Here is a 23,485-nt window from a genome sequence, read left to right as displayed (position 1 = left end):
GATGAATCTCCTCCCTTCTTATTCAGCTACAAAGAATCCCATCCAACCCAGTTCGGCAAACTCACTTTGGTGGGCGTGGAACATGTATCGTCCTGGAGATGGAAAAACAATTTCTAAAATCCCGCGTTCACCTTGGCACTGCATAATGGTATCTGTAAAACTCGGACGTGCCTCGGGATCTGCGCCTGTCGCATAGTATTTAAAGAAGTTGGCATGGAGATGAAAAGAATTGATAGGATCAAATTCGGTTAAATTACTCAAATAAATACGAACTAACTCCCCCGCCTTCACTTTAATCGGGTCTTGTTGATAGGCGAAAGCATAACCATTCACCGTGTATACTTCGTTCTCTCCATCAAGATCCAGATCATACCCATTCATGAGCATGCTAAATTCCTGTGCTTTTTCTCTCGGTTTCTTGGGATCAATAATGAAATTCCCGTAAAGTCCTTTATGAATATGTCTAGCAAGTGGTGCAGTATGACAATGATATACATGCATGCCAGCCGGCTTGGCTTCGAACTCGTAAATAAAAGTATCGCCTGACAGTACAGCTTCAAGACCATCCATATTGGTAGGATGCATACCGTGAAAATGTATGGAGTGAGGATGACTTGTAGCATTGCCGAACTTAACGCGAATGACATCCCCTTCTGTGCAACGTATCGTAGGACCTGGGATGGTACCGTTGTATGTCCAACCTGGAAACTTTATCCCTTTTGCAATCTCAACTTCCGCTTCATAGGCAGTTATTTCATATTCTCGCAAAGTTCTTCCATCGGGTAGCTTGCTTACTTTTCCATAATCAAAAGCGATTAATGCTTTTTGAGCAGCCTTAAATCCCTCTGTTACTTCTGTGCTTGGAACATACCCATGCTTCATCCCTTCATGCAGTTGGCCTTTCATAGCTGCGTGAATGTCGTGTTTATCCATTGCAGAAGATGTTTTACTGAAAATCGAAGATGGGCTAAGCAGTGCACTTCCGATAACAGCTAAAGCTCCTGTAGCCCCCATTTTCAAAACATTCCGTCGTGTAACCTTTTCACCCGTTTTTCTAAACATATTTTCGCCCCCAATAACTTGCTTGTCCTCAATAAATTTGCACTAAGGAAACATTTTCTACAAAAATTTAGTTTCCCTACAGACATATTCTTTGCCTAGGGAAACATAATAACTTAACTATATGTCTAATCTGGATTTTTGTAAACTGGAATTTCAATGCCAATGAATATCTATTCTGCTTGTTTAACATATTCGATCTAGCATAATCGAATATTCAGTTTGTCAACAGACCATCTCACCGTAAATAACCAATGTCAGTTCCAACTTACCTTATATAAAAAATGCATAGATTCCTAACAAATCAGGACATATTTAATAGGATTACGAATACATTGGTACTGAACGTTTTTATTTATTTTGGAGGCTATTTATGAAAAATAGAATTTCGTTTGCCGCTATTGCTGGGATGGCGATTATGATTATAGGTTTGATCGTTTACTTCAAACTGATTACTTTTCAAACGAATGGCATAGATACAGTGAACATTCAAGAAATGGCTAGTCGTAACGAGCCCCCGCTTGGAGAGTCATCCTCACTAAACATGTTGCCGGAACTTACGTCGCTCCACGACAAAAAGGAATTTCCGACTTTACATTTTCCACCTGAAGACCTTATACAACCATCATTAGATGCAGTTACAACCTCAGTTTATCGGAATGCGATTCCAACTGCTTCTATAGTTCCAAATATGTCTCCTAAAACTGCCTCCAACGAACAACTCAATGAAGTGTCTATAATTGCCCTTAATTATCACAGTATTGGTGATGAACCAGACAACACGCTCGTTCTTCATCCCGACAAACTTATACAACAAATGGCCTATTTGAAAGAGCACAACTATACGCCAGTAACACTGGATACCTTCCTCCTAACGCTTGAAAAAAAGAAGCCGGCTGCGGTAAAGCAAATCCTGATCACCTTCGATGACGGTTATGCGGACAATTACGAGCTTGCCATGCCTATTTTAAAGCAATATGGTTTTCCAGCAACGCTCTTTTTTTCACCTGGATTTGTTGGAAAACCCGATTATTTGAGCTGGGAACAAGTTAAGGAGATGCAGCAAGCAGGTTGGGATATTCAACCCCATGGAATGACGCATCCACATCTTTCAAAGCTCTCTGAAGAAGAGCAGAAAAAAGAGATATATCTAGCAAAGGCACAAATGGAGGAGCAGCTAGGGACTAAGGCCAATGTGTTTTGTTATCCCTATGGCGAATTTAATCAACAAACTCTAATTATTTTGAAAAATGCTGGCTTCCGTTATGCTTTTACAATTGAACAGGGAAAGACGACATCCTCGCAACAACCATATCATCTCAAACGAATTTACGTGAACGGCGAAGATAGCTTGAATGCGTGGAGTCGTAAACTTCAGTAGAATTTTCTGAATATCTGGAATTGAAAACTGAGCTGCAAGTTTGCAGCCCTTCTTCTCTCTCTTAACTATTCTCAGCAATGGACCCCGTAATGGGCCTAACTAGCGCTTTACGCTCCCAAGCACGGCTTCTCCAACGAAGAAGCATCATCAGCCCTCTCAGCCATTCGTCGACCGTAAAAGCTAACCAAACACCAAGCAAACCTAATTCCAACCGAATACCTAGCCAATAAGCAAGCGGTACTGCAACTCCCCACATGGAAATAATCCCCATTAGAACTGGGAACTTTGCGTCACCTGCAGCACGAAGCGAGTTAATAACAACAAGATTAAAAGTACGACCAGGCTCTAAAATGACAGAAAGCAGTAAGATACTTGATCCTATTGCAATAATTTCTGGATTGTCGGTGAATAATCCGAGCAAATCCTTTCGAAATATCGAGGCAACACCTACCACTGCAATGGTTACAAGGAAACTTATGCGGAGGCTCTTAAGCAATTTATGATAAGCCGCTTTCATCTCTCCGGCTCCTACCATATGGCCAATAATAATTTCTGTCCCCATGCCGATTGCCATTGCCAACGCCATGAAGTAATTGGACACATTCATTACGTAGACATGAGTGCTCAAAGCCGTTTTCCCGATGATGTTGATAAAGCTTACCATCATCATATGCTGAGACTGCCAGGACAAATGTTCTCCTGCAGATGGTAGTCCTATGCTCAATATTTGCTTCATTTTGCGGCTATCGAAAGTCACATAATCCTTGAGACGAATGGGAACTGGAATCCGGCGATTCAAAATGATCATCAAAACCACAAGTCCAATAAAACGACTTCCAACCGTTGATACAGCGGCCCCCGTAACCCCCCATTCGGGAAAACCTAAATGTCCAAATATGAGTAGAAAGTTGCCAGCTACATGTACCAGATTTACACCAAGTGTAACAAACATAACATCCCTCGTCTGACCGTTCGAACGCAGGACTGATGAAATCGCATATGACAAAGCTTCAATCCAAATAAAGGCGCCAATAATATTCAAATATCGTTTGGCAATTTCAATCTGTTCCGGCGCCAGATTCATAAGACGCATCAATGATTCTCCAAACATCACCAGTATTATACTGATGATAACTCCGAATACCAGGTTGATCGTAATTGCGAGTGCTGAAATCCGGCTTGCTTCCTTGGCCCTGCCCGCGCCAAGATATTGAGCGACGGCGACACTCATGCCGATCCCTACGAAACCAAACATTAGAATACAAAAAACAATGATTTCATTTGCTAAGCCGACGGCTCCAGTCACTTGATCCGAAATGCGGCTGAGCATGAACACATCTGCCGTGCCAAGCATCATCCTTAGTACAGAATCAACGAAAATAGGCCAGGTTACCGCGAATAGACTAAGCTTCTTCCAAGTTGGTATTGATTCCCCTACATTTGCATCTTTCAAGTTGGCTGCTCCTCGATTTCAAGTGTTCATAGTGTAGGTTATGAGAGCGTTTTCAGTCAACTGATCATTCAAGCAAGTTATTGCTCCTCCTTGGCATACAGCAAAAAGGCATCCTGTTAAGAATGCCTTTCTTGCTGAATCGTAGTTTATAATCGCTCAAGCAGTGAAATAACATTGTCAATTATTAACTGTGGATTTTGTTCATGTAAACGGTGCCCATTTTGTGGATCTACCACATGTAAGGACTCATCCGACATGGAAGCCAAATCAGTTTGAAGCAAACCCCAGCGCTGTTCGAGCAGTTCAGGTGCTACAGGAAAGCTAGCTGGATAATGGTGATTCCCACCTGATAAAACAGTAATTGGGACATTACGCAAGCTATCTGCTTGAGTAGCAATATCTATTTGGGAATAGCTAATTAATGCATCATCAATGTTACCTTCAATGAAGTTCATTTGCCTGAAATCCTCAGAAACGATTTCCTTGCGTACTTCCACAGGGAATTCAGAGAATAATGTATCCTCCATATGCTCATGTGAAACATCTACGAAAACGATTCCCTTTACGTCATCTGGGTAAAGATACTGGTACTCTCGCATATGTAAACCTGCAAGAGAGTGGCCTACTAGTACCAAAGGTCCATCTACTTTTAAGGCTGCTACAAGTTTATGCAACCGTTCTGCGGCGTCTTTCGATGTGAATCCACCATTGGGGTCTGAATCACTAAGACCAACTCCTGCTCGATCATAGGTTACCGTGCGCGTGTACTGACTTATTTGCTGGGCAATCGTAGCCCAAACAGATGAATCGTCACCATATCCGGATTCAAAAATAACGGTTGGTCTATCTTCTTGGATTTCACCTTTGATATTGACGTTCAGCGAATATCCTCCAATATCTATTTTGCCTGAGAACGAGTTAGAAACTGCTGGCGCATTGGACACACTCGCAAAAGAAATTATTTCATTTGCGCTTGCTGTTGGGATGAGTACGGATAGTGCGATTGTTGCTGCAGTGAGTACGGATAAGGTTTTGTGTTTCATAAAATCCTCCTTGATTAATTATTTTGTAGATTGATGGAATCGAACCACCTCTAATTAGGAACTTATCAGAACTAATTATTAGGCCCCTCGTCATCTACACAATAGTAGTTTTAAAAAGGAGTAGATCGTGTCAGTCCATCATGAAAACAACTTTTCAGTCCCCCTACCTCAATGATCGGTCCCCCCCCAACGTCGAATACATACGACAAACAAACCTGCGAGATGCCCTGAGTAATTAAAACAAGAAATAATAAAAATGATTTTTTGTATCACTACTAAAATATCATATATGGATTAATTTTACAATATTTCAAAATAGAATTATACAAATTTTAGCAACCTCTTGTTCTTATCGAGCCGAAAAGTACATGTTGAAATCGATTGAAGTGAGCTGACGAGAGGTTTAGAAGAAAAATGGCAAAAAAAACAAGAACAACCTTTAGAGCAAGGCTGTTCTTGTTTTTACAGCTTCATTCTGATGATGTCGTCACAAGTGAATGGGTTTACCCCAAATCATCCTACTAGTGCATCTCCCAGTCTGTGACGCTTACTACTGCTGCATCTGCATTTTTCAGATCAGTTTCGCCCATATTCAAGAGCGAACTCCATTCCTTCACGCGGTTCTTTCCATTTGGTGGTTGGTTATATTGATTAGTATCTACGATTAAAGTACGTTTAGCGTAGAAATTCGTCATGAAGGTTTTCTCGTTTGTACTATTTCCAGAACGTGAAAGGACACCTTCAAGACTACCAGAATTACCAGCAGCGCCTTGATTTAACGCTGTATCGACAAAAGAACCGATCGTAAGAGCTGTAGTGAAACCGCGCTGACTCGCTTGCTCTACACTGTATTTGATATATACTTTGTAGAATGTGTTCCACATGGCATCTCTCCATGCAGCGTTGTTTTGCAAGGAATTGATTTTGCCACAGAAATAGCTTTTGCTGTCCGTGATTTTTAGAATCGAACCTTGCATAGTTCCATGTACGCCTGCACGTGACAGCCCTCCTGCGATGGTTGGATTGCTCGAACCGCTACTCGCATCAAATTCCTTGAAAAGTGCCGGTCCATCAGGACCATCGTCATTGGTGCCGCCTGTCGTAGCGCCGAAGATGCCAATCGTAAATCCACGATCATCATTGATGTTTTCACAGTAGCCATAGTACTCAGTCCAATTAATATTATCTTGCTCAGGTTTGTTGATAAGCTTCATAATATTATCCCATTGCTCGCCATCAAGTCCTGTTTTGCTCCACAGAAACTGGAGAGTGCCTGGCGGGAATTTGCTGTCATGCGATGTAGGCGGTGGTGTTGTAGTCGGTGTCGGTGTAGGATTAGGTGTTGTTGTTGGCGTAGGTGTCGGTGTTGTAGATTGACTGTATACTTCGATCTCATTTAACGTAGGTACTGCGGATGCGGAATTGACATATAAGCGTAAATACCTCGAGGATACTGGCGAGAAATTAATGGTTTTACTAGCGCCAAGCGTAGTGCCTGTAGTTCCGGAAATATCAGTATAGGTGCTGCCATCATCAGAAGATTGAAGCTTGTAGCTCGTTACTCTTTGGAAAGTAACTTCCTTGATTACCGCCTGATCGTACGTTGTGGCCGTACCGAAGTCAATGCTTATCCATTGATTGTTTAGCGAACCGCTTGATGCGGACCAGCGAGTGGAACTATTTCCGTCAAACGCAAGATTCGCGGAGTAAGATGAACTCCAAGTTGTTGAAGCATTATACACCTTCCCTAACGCAAGATTCCCCGCAGCAAAAGCTTTTGTTTGAAAAGATGGCACTAGACTAAACATTGAAATCACGATAGCAAAGCAAAGGAAAACAAGAAAAAATAATTTCCCCGTTTTTTTGGATGGCGCAGCGTTGGTCATATTCAATAAAATCCCTCCTGAAATAATAAGATAGTTGCAAATATCATTGGTTTTCTAATTCCCGTGAAATAAGTTAAGCGTTTCAACCTTCAGGCAAGAAACCTCCTTATTAACAACTTTTCAATATTTCAAACGCTTTCTTCCCTCCTCTACCACATTAGTTTAAACGTTTATACTTTTAGGCTAAAAGAGGTGTTATCTATTGAAAAATGAGTCCGTGTACATGCTAACACCGAATCACTTTTAACCTCTTGAACAATTTACTGCTGTTTTTATTTTACCTTAAAATAACAGGTTTGAGAATACTGCAGCGAAATTTTTGTAAACGCTCACAAACATTTGCACGCTACTCACAAAAAATTTCTTTGCTTTTTTATACTGTGCAAATTGAGCTAAAAAAGAAGACCTCTATGGTCTTCTCTTTTAACTTGAATTTACTTACTTGCATCAGGGAACACATCAACTGATATCGATTTGCCATTAGCCGTGATCATCGTTGCTGTGAATGATGCTACTTCCACATCAGTACCGTTAATCACAGATTTAGCAGGGATGTAGACATATTTAGCGTCTCCGCGAAGGAGACGAACAGTAGGATTAACCGACGAGAAAACCCAATCCGTAGGGTCTACTGCTTTGCCCGCTGCTGCTCCTATCACTTTGTCATCTAATGGATATACATACTCGCCTTTTGCGTCCGGCCCAATTAGCGGATACGGCGCATTCGCTAACCCATTTACGTTATTTACACCACTAACATTGGATTCGACAGCCAGATAACCTGAACCTGGAACGATGTTTTCCGTAGCCCATCGTATATTACTAATGAAAATTTGGATACCAAATACTGAAGCCACTCGGATAACTGAACTGTTTTTAAACGTATTATTTCCGTATTGATCACTTAAGGTAATATTGCTAAAGGTTTGCTTTTGATTGAGCTTGCCAGTATCATTCCCCGTGTAAATATTAACGCCGGATTTCAAAGCAGACAACCAAATGGATCTTGATTTACCGTTAAAGGAAGCTGTCAATGAGCTGGCAAACAATCCTTCTTCTTTAATCGCTATGTTTTCAAGAAAAGCGAATTTGTACCCCGTATAATTGGATGGTTTGAACACGGTTGAAATACTTGTCGTTCCTACGTTTTTTCCACGAATCCCATAGCCATCGAAGTCTTTGGCAACTGCACCATCGGCTTTAGGCTTATTAACGACAGCTGAAACTTGTGGATTGGAAGTCGTTACCGCTTTTATTGGATTGTTCGGTAATTGAACGATATTCCCACTAGAATCTTTAGCTGTTAGGATTACTTTGCCTGCAAACATGTTCTCTAAAGCGTAGCCTTCTGTTGAATATACATCCTTGACGACGGTTGTCTTGGCACCTTGGAGGGCACCGCTGAGTTTATCAATCGTGTAGATGCCATTCGTAAATGGTGTTATCGTATAAGTTAAACTGTCAGACTCTTTAGCCTTTAATAGCTGCGTAGAACTAACTGTAGTTGAAAGTAAGGATGCAGTCCCTGCTGTTACAGCCGTTAAATCTCCTTTGAATAGTTTGGCTGTTAACTGATAATTCCCTTCATTGTTATCGCCAATGTTCGAAGTAAAGAGCAAATCTTTATCACGGTAATACCCGATTTCATTTGCTAGAGGGTTATAACCATCACGCGTTGCATCTACACCCTCTAGAATGATAGATTTGATCGCTGAGTCCAATCGAGTCGGATTATTCGGGAGCTTCGTATCTTTATCCCACGTATATCCTCCTCTGGAGAAGTAGACAGCATCCGTGACCGAACCCGATATTTTGTTGAAACTGAGTTGAACGGTATACCCCCTATAATCTCTATCGAATTCTTCCCCGTATTGGTCTTTGTACTTTAGTCTGAATATATTTTCAGTTTTTCCATCATTTAAATCAAGAGAAGGCAGCATTTTTACTTTGGGTGTAACGGAAAGGAACACGGAGTTCGGATGACGTTTACCAACAACGCTTGCCGTGTAAGATGCGGTCTTGCCTGTAGCAACTATCATGGCTTTAACTGTCAGCACGCCAGTGTTTTTATCGCCAAGGGACTTCAAGTCAGAAATCCGAATTTTGCCTCGATTACCGCCTTCTTTCTCAATTCCCCCCACATAATTGCCAGAAATATCTTTTCCGCCAACCGTAACCGTATGAATCCCATAACCGAAAACCTTAATTTTGTCAGCACTATTCACAACTTCATCCGTGTTGAAAATTGTACCGGCTTGATCCTTAACGATAATTGGTATAAATAGGTCATCGTCACCAACAGCAATTGTATTAGGGAAAGCACCAAAGCTAACCTCATATGGTGTCTTTTGGTTCGATACCTTCATTATTTTCGATGCTTCTTGGCCGGAAGAAAAAGCAAATACAGTAAGCGTTACATCTTGATCACGGTATGTATTAATTGTCGAAGCCGCTTTTACTTTCAGCTCGGGAAGATTATCCCCGGTGTAGTCAACTACAAAGCCAAAACCTTGAGGAGGTTCAGTGGCTGTAGAATCAATTACACCAGCGCTGCTTGTATAGGTCTTCGTATTTTTAGCCAATACATCAAGATCGGTTACTTGAAAACCATATTGGTCAAAAGCTTTGTAAGCAATCGATGCAATATCGCCTGCCTCAAGATTCGTTTTGCCATTTACGTAAGTAATATCCCCTAATTCTATTTTAGCAATAGATTGAGGGTCACCTACAGTAAAGGACTTTACTGCCTGAGCTGAGAAATCAGGTGTGGCAACTCTCACTTCAATTTTTTGATCTTTCAGTAATTTTCTGGAGTAGACTGCGCTTGTTACGTCAATATTCAAAGACTGGCTGTCACTGGCAGAATACGCATCCAACTCTGGACTCGTCAGTATGGTGAAACGAGAGGCACTTAGGTCAGATACTTCGTTGTACTGATTCGTTGCCTTGAATCCAATTTTGATCTTCCCTTGTGCCAAGGTATCCGAAGCTGTATTAAACTCAATTTTGGTAATGTTCTCACTCGTGACAGTTACATCAGCGTTTCCTTTATCGATGGTTAGACCGCCATCTTTTACAGCTTCCAACTTTACCGAGTAAACGCCATCCGTCATTTTTGTATCGAGTGTTAGGGTTACTTCGTTCTTTGCTGCATGCCATTTTGGTGTGCTTGCTGCTGAGGTTCCATTGCTTCCGCCACGTAGAACAGAGATAGTTAACTTGGTCGTGTCCGCAACAGCGCCATTTAGTTTGACCCATAATGTTTTTGCGCCTGTTGCTTTGAATTCTGCAACGGAGACTTTGGTCACAGCGGGCACTGTTTCGCCAGCTTGTAGTGTGGTATAAGCTTGGTAAGCTGAACTGACAAGCAGTTCACGCTTAGCAGCTACTGTATAATCTGTTGTTTTGGTAATGAAACCAGCTTCGATTGCTGCGGCAACGTTTCCTTTCGCCCAAGCGGAGACGGTTCCAGCAACGGCTGACGATTCATCTGCTTTAAGTTTAAGCACGCGTACAAATACGGATGCAGCTTGCTCAATTGTTACTTGACCCGCTGGATCGAAGTGCCCAGATGCTATGCCTTCCATATAACCCGCTTTTGTTGCTGCACCGATAAATCCAAGAGCCCAATTCGAACTATCCACATCCGTATAGACTGAGCCAGCAGCTTTATCTTCTTTCAGATTACTCAATAAAACAATTGTTTTTGCTAATTGCGCACGAGTCAAAATTTGATCCAGAGCTGCTGTGCCCGCTTCGTCAGAACCTTCCAAAATTCCTTTTGCTTGCAAGGCTTTAAACTTAGCTTGTGTATCCAAAGGTACTGCTGCTGATCCAGGAGATGGGGATAGGGAAGATGCTGGTTTGGTTGGAGCTGGTGTTGTGGTTGGTGTAACACTTGGTGCTGATGTTGGTGTTGCAGGAGCAGTTCCAGTTGGTACTACAGATGTCGTTGGTGTTGCAGGTGTTGTTTCTGCTTGCACCAAATCTACCGTAGCAAACATGGAGAATATCATTGCGAATGTGACTAATCGTGATAACTTTTTTTTCATGACCATTGGTTTCATGTTTCCTCCCTCAATATGCGTATGATTCGAAAATCCGGTGAACCCGCTTCAAATCAATCCGCTCCCCATATCTCTGTTGATGGGAGGATTAAAAAACTTGATTGCGATCACCGTTCGTTAACAGAGAAAAGTACTTGAACACAAGCAAGTACACTTGTATCAACGGTGACAACAAATCTAACTCGCAAGATATTGCAAGCGCTTTCCAAAAAGGGGCACCTCCTTCCTTTCTCTTTTCAAAATCATAATTTATGGGAGGGAAGATGACATACTAGTTATTTATGTTGATAGTGAACTAACTTAAGGTCATCTTGGATTTGGTGACACGATCATCTTCTAATTTACTTGCCTCGACCATAAGCAGAAGCGCCATCGACTGACCATAAGGCATCGGACATTGTTTAATATTACGATAATAATCGAGATCACCCTTCAATCCAGTGCCATAGGAAACACCGTGAACGATACCGGCTTCATCAATTTTATGCAATACGCCTTCTAGTGCTTTTAATCCTACAGCTCGATAAGCTTCAGCCAAAAAGCCTTTACGTACCGCTTTCAAAATGCCGTAAGCAAAGGCAGCTGACGCGGAGGTTTCCAAATAGGAATCCGGTTTATCTAATAATGTATGCCAAAGCCCGCTTTCATGCTGGAGCCTTGATAATGCGCGAACCTGCCGCTCCAAAGAAGTAAGTAAAAACTGGCTTACACCCGTTGGTAGCGGGGCAATGTCCAAATAGTCTACAAGTCCAGCGGTATACCAGGAATTCCCTCGGGCCCATAAGGCTTCGGCATAATGATGGCACCCGATGAACGTCCAGCCATGATAGAACAATCCTGTCTTCACATCCGTTAAATATTTGAGGTGCACGAAGAATTGCCGTATGCTTTCTTGGAAATAGGTGTCATCTTGTAACAGTACTCCCATTCTAGCTACAAATAAGACGGTCATATATAGCGTATCATCCCAAATCTGACCTTCATTACGATTTCTGGTAACGATGTGTTGAAGCCCGCCTTCATCTGTCCTGGGCATTTCTTCCATCACATAAGTAACCCACTCTTTACAGAGGTCCATGTAGTGGGCACTTCCCGTTTCTTCGGCCAAATAGCTTAGTGTCAACATAGGACACATGGTATTTACATTTTTCTCAGGTAAGCCTTCGGCAATACGTTTATCAAACCACTGGATCAAATCGTCTCTTATCGCTAAATTACCGGTATCTCTATAATAAGAATAGAGTGCAAAAAGCCCTACTCCCTGCGGCCATTCCCAATTATCCATGGAGACAATACCTATCGCCACACTCTCCTGGAAGGTTGGCTTTAAATGCTTCATCTGATAAATGAGCTTGGTAATAATGTCGGCATAATGTTCAAAAGCCACTGATTTTTTCATGCTATTCACTCCTTAATTCGAAGTATAATTCAGATTCTCCAGGCTCTTTCCTGTTGATAATGGGAATGCCTTGAAGGTTACTTACCCCTTCAGGGCCAAGACGATCCTCCAGTTGCTGGATATACAAACTTCGGGGATGCACGTGTGCTCCAAAGCTTTCCCAATACCCATCTTCTCGAGGCCTTGGATCATAAGCGTTGGGAAGAAATGATGTGCCCTTCGTTCCTACATGGCCAATTGCATAGTTTTGGGCCGTTGGCGGCTGTTGGGAGACAAGCTCATTTTTCGTATTCCAAGCAACATAGTTAGCACCTGACCATCCATGGCCGCTACCGAGCCAACCACGATCCTGGATGTGGATCCGTCCTGTAACATTGTCATACAAACAACCAACCGACCAACGATGATGCGGTTCGCTAGTGTTATAATCAATATTTGATTCACAATCTAGGAATACATTGGGGCCAGCAACCCGGGCATCTACTGCAAATGCGTGCCTTGCTTTTTCTGCATATGCTCGCTGTACAAGCGTTAATTCACCCATCAGATGATACGGGTAGCGTCGTCCTCCTGTAATAACGCTGATAAATTCATAAGCTACGCAATCCTGAATGGTCATCCACTTCGCATTGCGTCCTACCTGAACTAACGCATGCTGCAAATGAAAACCGATAATATTCCGTATCCATGCATGCTTGACATTATCCGCATAAATAAAGTTAATTGCATGATTTTCATCCGCATAATAAGAAAAGCTTCCCTCGTTGCCATCGATTCGCGTATCTGTAAGTGTAGCGTCAAATGCCACATCAACCCGTAAATTTTCGATGCCGATTTGTTCGATACGTTCAGAATCCTCATATTTAACGATTGCTCCTCCACCCCAGCGGCTTTCAATCGCACTTGCTATAGGTGCGTCAATCGTCAAGTGATTTCCATCTATCTGTGTGATTACTCGGTCGAATTCCAATTGAAAAGGCGGCCACGGGACTGTCCCTCCCGTTACGGGTCGCATCCGTATGGTATCCATGCCGATCGCATGAATCCAACGTTCATTGCTATAACGCATAACTTTAATCATATCACCTATCTGAAAGTTCGAAGCATCCTTGACATGAAAAGAGCGGGCTCCCGAAGGAACATATAAATCGGTAATGGGCGTTTTCGTATCTACCAGTAACTGTGGACCTGCCACACCGGAAATTTCAATCAAATTCCGTTGGATTTTCCCTGTTGCATACAGCAATGTACCCCCAACATGAGCACCATCCCCTCGAATTACAACACCGCTCGCGCTGATACGCAGCTTTCCGCTTATTTCATAGATGCCTTTCTTCAATATCACAGCACCACGAAAACCTTCAGCCGATCGAGGCATTGCCGATATACGGTCAATACCTTCTTGAATTAGCTGCGTATTATCGCCTGCCAACGGTTTAATAACAACAACGGGCTCGATATCCGGCAGTTTCACGCCGCCACCGCCATACCCGCTATTGGAGAAATCTAAAACGCGGTTACCTTTATAATCAGGCACGTATTCCAGCTTTCCTGTCTCCCCCAAGAAAACGATCGTGCTTTGACCTTCTCTCGAAGTCTTCGGATCAACAACGGTAAAGAAAAAAGCATCATAAAAAATGGATGTATCCTTAGATACTAAAGCTATACATATTTCGTAAAACGCAAGCTTGACAGCATGACCTGGAAAAACAAAGACGCTTTCCTCTTTTGCGGCGATTTCTCGTTCCGGAAGCACGGCAAAACATTCCCCTGTCTTTCCGTTGATCAAAGAAACCTTGGCCATCGTTGTTTCATTAGGAACGATATGCAAAACAGGATAAGGACTCCCTAGAGTCAGCAATGACGGTTGACCGATTTGCATAACGATGGATTCGTGCTCCAACCATGTGTCCGCTGTCCACTCCGATGGTTCATAAACATCAACAAAGATGCTGGCTGCTTGGGACACACTTTCCAGATTCGCAACGCCTTTGATTTGTGCAACACCCGGATATTTTGCAAGTAGAACACCGTTTTCATCAATTTCGACTACACTTGGGTTCGTACTCGAGAATGAGATGTCAGCAGCGGTCAAGTCCGCTTCCGATTTATCCGACAGGAAGCCTTCTAATATCAAACGGGCGGTACTTCCTACCTGTAAAGGGATGGTGTCATCCTGTGAAAAAATACCCAGAGATGGGTCAGAAAAATAAATGCGATCTAATAAGGGACCTGAAGCAATTGACAGGATGTCATAAACTTCGACTTCTTTCAACTGGAAATCCCGATCGGGATCGAACAGCACGACTTCGAGCTTCAAATATCTCCCTGAAACTCTAGGAAATAACGCAGTTTCTATGGTACTCATACAGCCTTTGGACGAATCCCAGTCATAAGCATTCATCCATTTTTCTTCATCTTGAGCATAGAGAAGGTGATATTCACTTATGAAGCCCGATGCTAGGTGCAAAACAACCTTATTGAAGGAAACAATATCACCCAAGTCGATCGTCATCCAAACTTGATTATCCTCTTTCCTGTCCATGCCCAGAGGCTGCCAGAAAGTGTTCACATCTCCATCCACGGCATGGTTTACCGTGGCATTCATCGTTTCTGAACTGCCAATTACTTTTTTGGAAAAAGCTAGATTTACTTCGGTATTCGACATAACGCCTCCAATAGAAATGAAATTAGTGATTAGTAAAGCTTTCATTCCAGAAAACACCTATTTATTATGGGGCTATTGGAATGACCATGTTCCACGTCTGGGAAGCATCATGAAATCCCTTCGTCCCATCCGATGTAGCTGCAAAAAGATGGGTGGGTTGACCATCCTGAAACAAGATAAAAGGTCGCTCCAAATTGCCCATTTGACGCGTTACTCCATCATCCCACTGGATGGTACGTGAATACGCAAACGAATCCTCAAATAGCTTCCACGACAAGCCATCTTGAGAATACGCGCAAATCCCTCCGTACTTTTCTCCGCACAAATTCCCTTCCATATCTTTAGCGATCAGCTCGTAACCATCCGCTGTACGCCAAATAAAAGGATCTTCCATATGAACATCTGGTGGAAATAATGGCTGATCGCTAAGCACCTGATAAGGTCCGTCATAGTGTGAAGCGTGCGCCACACCAAATGTCATTTTTCCGTGTACGTTATCTTCATATTTCCTTGCTTTATACAGGAGCAGCACAGATCCGTCGTCATTCATACACGGTGCTGGATTCGATGTTAAGAAGCTATCGAATTTCCCGGGTCTTGTCGATAGAATAGGCTCATTCCTTCTTTCCCATGGACCGAATACGCTATGCGACACAGCAAGCCCAATGCGTTTATTTGCACGGGCAACTATACAGCGAGGATCATTAAGCCCATAACCATCGCCTGGAATGGGTTCAGACAGTGGGTGCGTAGAGCCCATATAAAACAATAAATAACGATCTTGATGCTTCACGATTTGCGGGTTATGTGTGCTCCGACCATCCCAATACTCCGCACCTCTTGCAGGAAGAACAACTTCCTGAAATACGTATGGACCCTCCGGCGACTCGGATACCGCTCTAACAATCTCAGACTGGACGAGCCAACCTGGATGCATAGGGAGCCACTTCGGCCATCGTGATGCAAACAAATGGAACTTTCCATCTTCACCTTTGACTGCGGAACCGCACCAAACCCAGTAATCATCCATACGGAATCCTCCATTTACAGGAGCAGGCATTAATTTTCGGAACAAAACGTACACCTCCTCAATAGGATTAGGCAATTAACTCATCCAAGACTCTCGAGTGTAATTTCCTTCAGGTTCATCAGCACTTTACCGCGAATGGTATCGGGTTTAACAGTCAATGTATAGTCACCTGCTTCGGCAAACTCCATGTCGCCAAGCTCAAAGCTTTGAAACTGATACGCTCCCCCCGTAAAATTCACATGGGCTACGAGTTTGTCTTGGCCTGATGTGAGCACAAAGGAACCTCCAACGGATTGCTCGTTAGCACCATATGCGGCATAGACTTTAAAGAGACCGGGGCTTATCACACGGAACTGCCATTGGATATAGTCTCCACCCGCCTGCCAATCTCTCACATTATCTCTGCCTAATTTTCCTGTATCATATCTTAACGTGTCGCCATGTAGCTCCCCATCAAAAACACCGAATACATTACACACCTGATCTGAAAATAGTACTCGCATTGGATTCGCGTCAATATCACCCTCGAATTCGAGTGCAATTACCGTGCAAATGGAATCAAGTGGTTCTTGGGGTAACTGAATAATCATATCCCCTGAAGTATTGTTCAACCACTCTATGCTTAAAGAGACTTTTTCCGAATCAACGAGTAGAATAGCGCTTTGAATCCGATTACGAATGCCTGGCACGATCAGCTTGCCCTGAGCAGGCCATTCCCAGACATGTAAAAAGAGCTTATGCTCCTTCAGCGTACAGCGCCCCCATGGCAGTTTGCCAATCGGGCTTCCTTGTGTGCCGTATATGCTTTCACCATTTAATTTCAGCCAGTTACCCATTTCATGAAGCAGTTCGATTGATTTAAGATCAAATTCTCCATCTCCAGTAGGTCCCACGTTAATCACATAATTACCGCCCATACTGACAACGTTGATCATGTCATGCAGAATATCTTTCGGACTTCTCCAGCTATGATCTGTTTGGTTATAGCCCCAGGAGTGATTTAAAGTCGCGATTGACTCCCAATCCCGTCTTGGATTTCGAATATGAAGCTGATTATCGCCCGTATTCTCATAATCACCGAAACCTTCTCTTCGGACTCGACGATTGACTAAGCAACCCGATTGCAGCCCATGAACCAAATCAACGAATTGATGACCCTGCTCATCCGTAACCTTATGTCCACAGTCAAACCATAGAATGCCAATAGGACCATAAAGCGTGAGCAACTCGCTAATTTGCGGATAAGCCTTCTCCTGCAAGTAACGCTTGTAGCGGATACTTTTATCAGCATCATTGACCCAAGATTCCAGCGAATCGTACGCGCCAATATTAGCGGGATAATCCAACGTGTTCCCTTGGGAATCGGGATGATGCCAATCCATCGCATGGGAATAATACAAGCACAGCGTAATGCCCTCCTGACGGCAGGCGATTGCTAATTCTGCAACAGGATCTCGCTTGAATGGTGTTGCCTCCACAATGTTATAGGCACTTACGTCTGAATGATACATCGCAAAACCATCGTGATGCTTGGCTGTAAAAATCAAATATTTTAAACCAGCTTCTTTAGCTATACGAGTCCACTGCTCTGCATTGAAATGAACGGGATTGAATTGATCCGCAATTTGCTCATATTCCTTAATCGGAATTTGAGCTCGTAATTGCAGATGCTCGGCATATGTAGCGTTAACCCGCTCACCCTGCCAAATGCCCCCAGGCAGCGAATATAAGCCCCAGTGTATAAACAACCCTACTTTGGCTTCCCGCCACCAGGCAATACGCTTTTCTCTTTCCTCATCCTTGCCTTCATCATGAAGCATGAAGGGTTTACTGCTCTGGGCCTCTGCATTATCCATGAGGTCTTCTTTCATCGACATGTTACCCTTCCCTTCTGAAAGTCACTTATGCAGAAAGAATAGCTTCTATTTCCTGAATATCCTGCGGAGAAAGCTTCACACCCGAAGCTTTGGCGTTCTCAGCCACCTGCTCGGGTCGGGAAGCGCCAATAATACAACTAGATATATTATCCAATCGCAAAATCCATGCTAAGGCCAACTGCGCTAAGCTGAGTTCATTGCGCTCAGCAATCGTCCCCAGCTTTTCCACTTTGATTAATTGTTCCTCGGTAATCAGATTTACAATGGCCCCATTTTGCGCTGGATCTGCTGCCCTGGATTGATCAGGAAATGGCATGCCGGGTTTATACTTCCCAGTCAAAATCCCTTGAGCCAGAGGTGAGTAGACGATTTGACCGATTCCTTCCCTTTTACACAAGGGCACAATATCTTTTTCTATCCCGCGTCTGAACATATGATATTGAGGTTGATTGGAAATAATCCGATCTAGATTCAGCGATTTGGCAATATGAATGCCATCGATCAGTTGTTCGGCCTTCCACATGCTGACGCCAGTATATAACACTTTTCCTTGCGTGATCAGATCATCTAAAGCACGAAGCGTCTCCTCAAGCGGTGTCTCCGTATCGTAACGGTGACACTGATACAAGTCGATATAATCGACACCAAGCCTTTTCAAGCTTGCTTCGCATTGCTCCCTAATATGTTTTCGGGACAATCCGCGATCGTTAGGCCCATCTCCCATCGGCACGCATACTTTCGTTGCCAGAACGTAGGATGTCCGAGGATATTTAGCTAGCGCTTTGCCAACGACTTGCTCCGCCTCCCCCTTGTGATACACATTGGCTGTATCAAAGAGGTTGATGCCAAGCTCATAAGCTTTATCAATAATTAATTCCGATTGCTTGAAATCGATAGCACCGCCATAGGTAAGCCAACTGCCCAAGCTTAATTCACTTACTTTTAATCCACTGCTGCCTAAACGTCTATATAACATTTTATGCCCTCCTGACATAGATAAAATTCAAGAACGAAATGCCGCTTCTTCAATCCCTTATTCACTCGTAATGATGTAGGTAGTTCCTTCTTGGGTCTCAAACTCAAAAAGAGAAGGTTCTAGAGCTTTCACCTGAATTAGAACCCCATTCAATGAAATCTGCAATCCTTTGACACTCCGAATGCGGCACTTTCCGCTCGCCTTCATTTTCATAACGGCTGAGCTTAATTGCCCATCCTCCCAGGCAAGATCTACCTCCAAACCGCCACGAGCGCGTAAACCTGTTATGCGACCATTCTTCCATACGGCAGGAAGAGCAGGAAGCAAGCGAATTTCTCCAGCATGCGATTGAATCAGCATTTCCGCAATGGCTGCTGTTCCACCGAAATTCCCGTCAATTTGGAATGGCGGATGATCGTCAAACAAATTAGGATGGGTCGAAGATTGCAACAATGCTTGTATATGCTCATAAGCTCTCTCCCCCTCTTGCAGACGAGCCCAAAAATTAATAATCCAAGCGCGACTCCAACCTGTATGACCGCCGCCGTTAGTAAGTCTGCGCTCCAGCGTAACCTTCGCTGCATGGGCCCAATCTGGTGTTTGCTCAGCTGTAATCATTTCACCCGGGTGTAGGGCAAATAATTGGGAAATATGTCGATGACCCGGTTCCGGCTCTTCATAATCCTCCAACCATTCCTGCAGTTGTCCATATTTACCAATCTGCAGGTTGGGAATCCGCAGCAGAGCTGCCTGAAGAAGTTCAACGAATTCAAAATCTGTTTGTAGCAAAGAGGCTGCTTCGATACAGCTGCTGAACAGCGTTCGAACGATCTGTAAATCCATCGTCGGCCCCATGCATAAAAATCCGATACCGCCGCCAGGCAAATAATAATTATTTTCAGGTGAAACGGAAGGTCCCGTTACCATCCTACCCTGCCCATCTTCGACTAAATAATCGAGCAAAAATTCAGCCGCTTCCTTCAATGTAGGATAGGCGCGTTCGGATAGAAACTCCATGTTCTGTCCATACCGAAAATGCTCCCAAAGGTGCAGTGCGAGCCATGCTCCACCGGTTGGCCAAGTGTTGGCTCTCACGAGTTGACCATTGATGAAGGTGTCTGCCCATAGGTTCGTGTTATGATGAACAACAAATCCACGACAGTTATACATTGTGCGGGCTGTTTGGCGCCCATTAATCCTAAGCTGATCCAGGAAATCAAACAATGGCTCGTGGCACTCACTCAAATTACATACTTCAGCTGGCCAATAGTTCATCTGTAGGTTAATGTTGGTTGTATAATTACATTCCCATGACGGCTTGAATTGATCATTCCAGATTCCCTGCAAATTAGCGGGTAGCGTTCCCGGCCTTGAGCTCGCGAGCAATAAATAGCGTCCATATTGAAAATACAGAGAAATAAGACCAGCGTCCGTTTCCCCGGCTTGAACACGTGTTAATCGCTCATCTGTAGGTAATTGAGACAGCTCTTGTTCCAATTCCCCCCCCAATTCCAAGGTCATCCGGCGGAATTGTCGTTGATGTTCCTGGACATGATCTGTCCGCAACTCACTGTAGGTCTTCCCAAGAGCGGACTGTAGTTGCTCCGTGCATGTTGCGAGTGGATCAGGACTGCGAAAGGTCGTCCCTGCTGCGACAAAAAGCGTTACACTGCTCGCCTTCTCTACAGAGATGAAATCACCTATCACACGAACCGTTCCTCCCTCCGTTAATGCATGCAGGAGACCACAGTAAACAACACCTCCCGGTCCGCACTGTCCTTGCATGGCGAGAGTGTTCTCACTTAGCCGTTTCACGCCTTGATCAAAGGGTCTCCGGCTTAGGCTTGTGCTTAAGCTGATATGGTTCGGCTTCTCGCAGGTCAGATGAACAATCATTACCTGATCAACTGCACTGCTAAATATTTCGCGACGATAAGCCACACCATCTTTGCGATAATCAACTCGTGCGATGCCGCTATCCAAATCCAACTCGCGATAATAATCAGTGACCTTCCCATGATGACGATCTAACCAAATATTCAAGTCGCCAAGCGGTTGATAAGGACTTGCATACTTAGGGGTTGGCGTAAACACCAGTCTTGCCAAGTACTGAGCCTCTTCCACCTGTCCAGCCATAAGAAGCTTTCTGATTTGCGGAAAATAAACAGGAGCTTCTGGATTCATTCGGTCATTGGGACCGCCATACCAAACCGAATCCTCATTAAGGCCGATGAGCTCTTCATCTGTTTTACCGAATACCATGCCTCCTAATCTTCCATTTCCTATAGGTAAAGCCTGTACCCAACTTTTAGCGGAATTACGGTACCATAGCTTTGTATTGCTCATGTACAGTCCCTCCCCTCGACATCATGCTGTGTATGATTCGATGTTACAACCGCTTTATCAGATATTCATTATCCCTACTTATACTTCTATGCCTTTTTTTAAGGTTGTTTCTTTAAAGCAGCAAATAACAAACGAACCTCGTTTAGCTTCCATCACTTTTAAAAAAAGAAAGACCGCATTGCCGATAAGGGCGATACGGTCACTTTAGCTGCATTTATTGATTGTAAACTTCGAACTCGTTAATCGTAGGTACGGCACTTGCTGTTGTTACGTACAATCTCAAATATTGGGATGTTATTGGCGTGAAACTAACCGATTTGATCGCTCCGATTGTCGAACCCGATGCGCCGCCAATATCCGTATAGGTTACGCCGTCGCTTGAAGACTGAAGTTTGAAAGAAGTTACCCGTTGGAAAGTCGTTTCTTTGATTACAACCTTACTAAATGATAGATTAGCGCCGAAATCCACGCTGATCCACTGATTGGTCAATGATCCGTTGGACGCCGACCAACGGGTAGCTGCGCTTCCATCAAAAGCTTTATCGCTGGCGTAAGCAGCATTCCAAGTACTAGAAGCGCTGTACGTTTTACCCAGAGCAAGATTTAGTGTTGGCGTCGGTGTTGAAGTCGTAGTCGCACTGGCCGTATTACTAGCTGCGGATGCATTTGCGGCTGCATCCTTCGCTTTTATCCTATAACTGTAAGTAGTAGACGGATTGAGCCCTGTATCGCTATAAGATGTCGTTGGAGACGTGCCCACCAACGTGGTTCCTCGGTAAACCTCATAACTCGTAACGCCCACATTGTCTGTAGCAGCCATCCACGTCAAATTGATTTGTGTGCCTGATACTGCGGCTGCGGTCAAATTGGTGGGCGTTGTAGGCGCTTGCGTATCTCCGCCATTGTTCCGCTGCGTCTTCAACCACATAAAGCGAGCGAACGTATCCATGCTCGAGGTCGTTTTATTAGGTATATTCGCATTAGCTAGTGTGTAATACATATCAGGACGTAGAGCCGCTAAAAAGAGGTTGCCACTACGTGCATACGTGGTTGATGCGCCGTGCCCAGTTCCATCCGTTCCATCAACGCGACCTGCGAAATAATGAGGTCCTTTGATCATCACATCTGCATACATGTTGCCAAACGGCATCATCATAGCGGTCGTGATCCCATAACGCCCACTTAGGAATGCTCGATAAAAACCCGCTACATCCAAGCTGCCGTGATTAGAGTCTTCTCCTCCCAGAAGTGTCGGATTGTACCCCCAGTTGTAAGCGGTATTACCGGCACTGTCTGTATACGTCTGCTTGGCTGAATTATCGCTAAAGAACCAATTCAGGTTCGTTTGAACAATCCCATCATATTGAGAAACTAACGATGCGTTATCACCAATGATGGCATGAGAAGCAGCCAAATTTTGTAATCCGTAGGATATCATCATCTGCTGATTCCAGGGCATAACGCCTCCGCTCATATAAGGGGATTGTGCAGAGAAATAGTATTTATTCCCGTTTGAAAGATTAATCAGCGACGGCAAAAGGAATTGGTTAACCACATAATCTGCTTCTGTTACGAAAGTAGCCGCTCGCTGTCTATACGTCGCTCCATGTCCATAGTCGTCGCCAATAGCGACCGACGTATTCCAAAGCGAGGGCTGCTGGAGAATAAGCTTGGCGCAGTAAGCAAGGTGACCAACCGGATCACCGTTCGCCGAATCTGCGGATGCAGTCCCTGTGTTATTGCCCGGCCATACGGGAGCTATCGAATTCGTCCATGCGGTCCGATGACCATAGGGAGCAGCTAAAATATCATTTCTTTGGGAAAGAAGTACGTCGCAGAAGTAGATCATGCGATCAAGAATTGCCGTGTCGCCAGTAAGTTCATACATGAGCCCCATCGCTTTAATGCTTTCCCCACTTTTGCCCTGGGCATATTCATTCTGCATGGAACCGGTATTAGGCCATACGACGGGCTCCACGGTTTGAATATATGCTTTGAAGGAATTAATTTCATTCTGTGTTACAGGGCCATCGAGGCTATCGATCACCATCTGCCCAGCGGCCTGAGCTTGGACGACGGGAAGCAATCCTACGCAAGAGAGAAAAAGTCCAGCTAAGATGAGGTAGTTTTTACGAACCCTAAGCATACGAATTGAGGTCGAACGCCCCTGCTTAAGATAACTTATAAGGTTCTCGCGATTGCCTGTCTTTTGGAATAGAGAACGAATAGCAGTAACGATGCACGTAAACAAACAAGCTGCCCCAATAAAAGTGATAAATGCAAACATGATAGCACCTGCT

Annotated in this window: 13 protein-coding genes; 1 reads left to right on the top strand and 12 read right to left on the bottom strand. The window is 43.9% G+C overall.

What is annotated here, in order from left to right:
* Positions 1–18: 18 nt before the first annotated feature.
* Entirely contained in the window at positions 19–1,062 is a 1,044-nt protein-coding gene (locus GK047_RS07140) for a multicopper oxidase domain-containing protein (protein WP_163943123.1), read from the bottom strand.
* A gap of 370 nt (positions 1,063–1,432) precedes the next feature.
* Here GK047_RS07140 and GK047_RS07135 point away from each other — a divergent pair, with 370 nt between their 5' ends.
* Positions 1,433–2,440, top strand: a complete 1,008-nt coding sequence (locus GK047_RS07135; protein WP_240343778.1) for a polysaccharide deacetylase family protein — start codon at positions 1,433–1,435, stop codon at positions 2,438–2,440.
* Between the two features lie 61 nt (positions 2,441–2,501).
* On the opposite strand, the gene GK047_RS07130 is transcribed toward GK047_RS07135, so the two are convergent.
* The 11 genes from GK047_RS07130 to GK047_RS07080 form a co-directional block, all read right to left on the bottom strand.
* Positions 2,502–3,893: an MATE family efflux transporter gene (locus tag GK047_RS07130; RefSeq protein ID WP_163943120.1), complete on the bottom strand. Its 1,392-nt coding sequence runs from the start codon at positions 3,891–3,893 to the stop codon at positions 2,502–2,504.
* Between the two features lie 146 nt (positions 3,894–4,039).
* Positions 4,040–4,936, bottom strand: coding sequence for an alpha/beta fold hydrolase (locus GK047_RS07125; protein WP_163943118.1), 897 nt, complete (start codon positions 4,934–4,936; stop codon positions 4,040–4,042).
* A 521-nt stretch (positions 4,937–5,457) separates the two neighbouring features.
* Entirely contained in the window at positions 5,458–6,822 is a 1,365-nt protein-coding gene (locus tag GK047_RS07120; protein ID WP_240343848.1) for a discoidin domain-containing protein, read from the bottom strand.
* Between the two features lie 434 nt (positions 6,823–7,256).
* On the bottom strand, positions 7,257–10,874 hold the full coding sequence (locus GK047_RS07115) for an S-layer homology domain-containing protein (RefSeq protein ID WP_205516335.1): 3,618 nt from the start codon (positions 10,872–10,874) through the stop codon (positions 7,257–7,259).
* 310 nt (positions 10,875–11,184) lie between these two features.
* Positions 11,185–12,288: a beta-galactosidase BglB gene (gene bglB / locus GK047_RS07110; protein WP_163943108.1), complete on the bottom strand. Its 1,104-nt coding sequence runs from the start codon at positions 12,286–12,288 to the stop codon at positions 11,185–11,187.
* A 1-nt stretch (position 12,289) separates the two neighbouring features.
* Positions 12,290–15,001, bottom strand: coding sequence for a discoidin domain-containing protein (locus tag GK047_RS07105; RefSeq protein ID WP_163943104.1), 2,712 nt, complete (start codon positions 14,999–15,001; stop codon positions 12,290–12,292).
* Positions 15,002–15,020: 19 nt separating this feature from the next.
* Positions 15,021–16,031, bottom strand: coding sequence for a glycoside hydrolase family protein (locus tag GK047_RS07100; RefSeq protein ID WP_240343777.1), 1,011 nt, complete (start codon positions 16,029–16,031; stop codon positions 15,021–15,023).
* A 35-nt stretch (positions 16,032–16,066) separates the two neighbouring features.
* Entirely contained in the window at positions 16,067–17,863 is a 1,797-nt protein-coding gene (locus GK047_RS07095) for an alpha-L-fucosidase (protein WP_163943101.1), read from the bottom strand.
* Positions 17,864–17,888: 25 nt separating this feature from the next.
* On the bottom strand, positions 17,889–18,839 hold the full coding sequence (locus tag GK047_RS07090; RefSeq protein ID WP_163943098.1) for an aldo/keto reductase family protein: 951 nt from the start codon (positions 18,837–18,839) through the stop codon (positions 17,889–17,891).
* 57 nt (positions 18,840–18,896) lie between these two features.
* Positions 18,897–21,185 carry a glycoside hydrolase family 95 protein gene (locus GK047_RS07085; RefSeq protein WP_163943095.1) on the bottom strand — a complete coding sequence of 763 codons (2,289 nt, stop codon included), beginning with the start codon at positions 21,183–21,185 and terminating at the stop codon, positions 18,897–18,899.
* A 214-nt stretch (positions 21,186–21,399) separates the two neighbouring features.
* Positions 21,400–23,472, bottom strand: a complete 2,073-nt coding sequence (locus GK047_RS07080) for a discoidin domain-containing protein (RefSeq protein WP_163943092.1) — start codon at positions 23,470–23,472, stop codon at positions 21,400–21,402.
* Positions 23,473–23,485 lie beyond the last annotated feature (13 nt).

The sequence above is a fragment of the Paenibacillus sp. SYP-B3998 genome (assembly GCF_010820665.1).
Classification (GTDB): Bacteria; Bacillota; Bacilli; order Paenibacillales; family NBRC-103111; genus Paenibacillus_E.
Note: the sequence above shows the minus strand (reverse complement) of the source record. Positions and strands in the feature narration are given on the sequence as shown.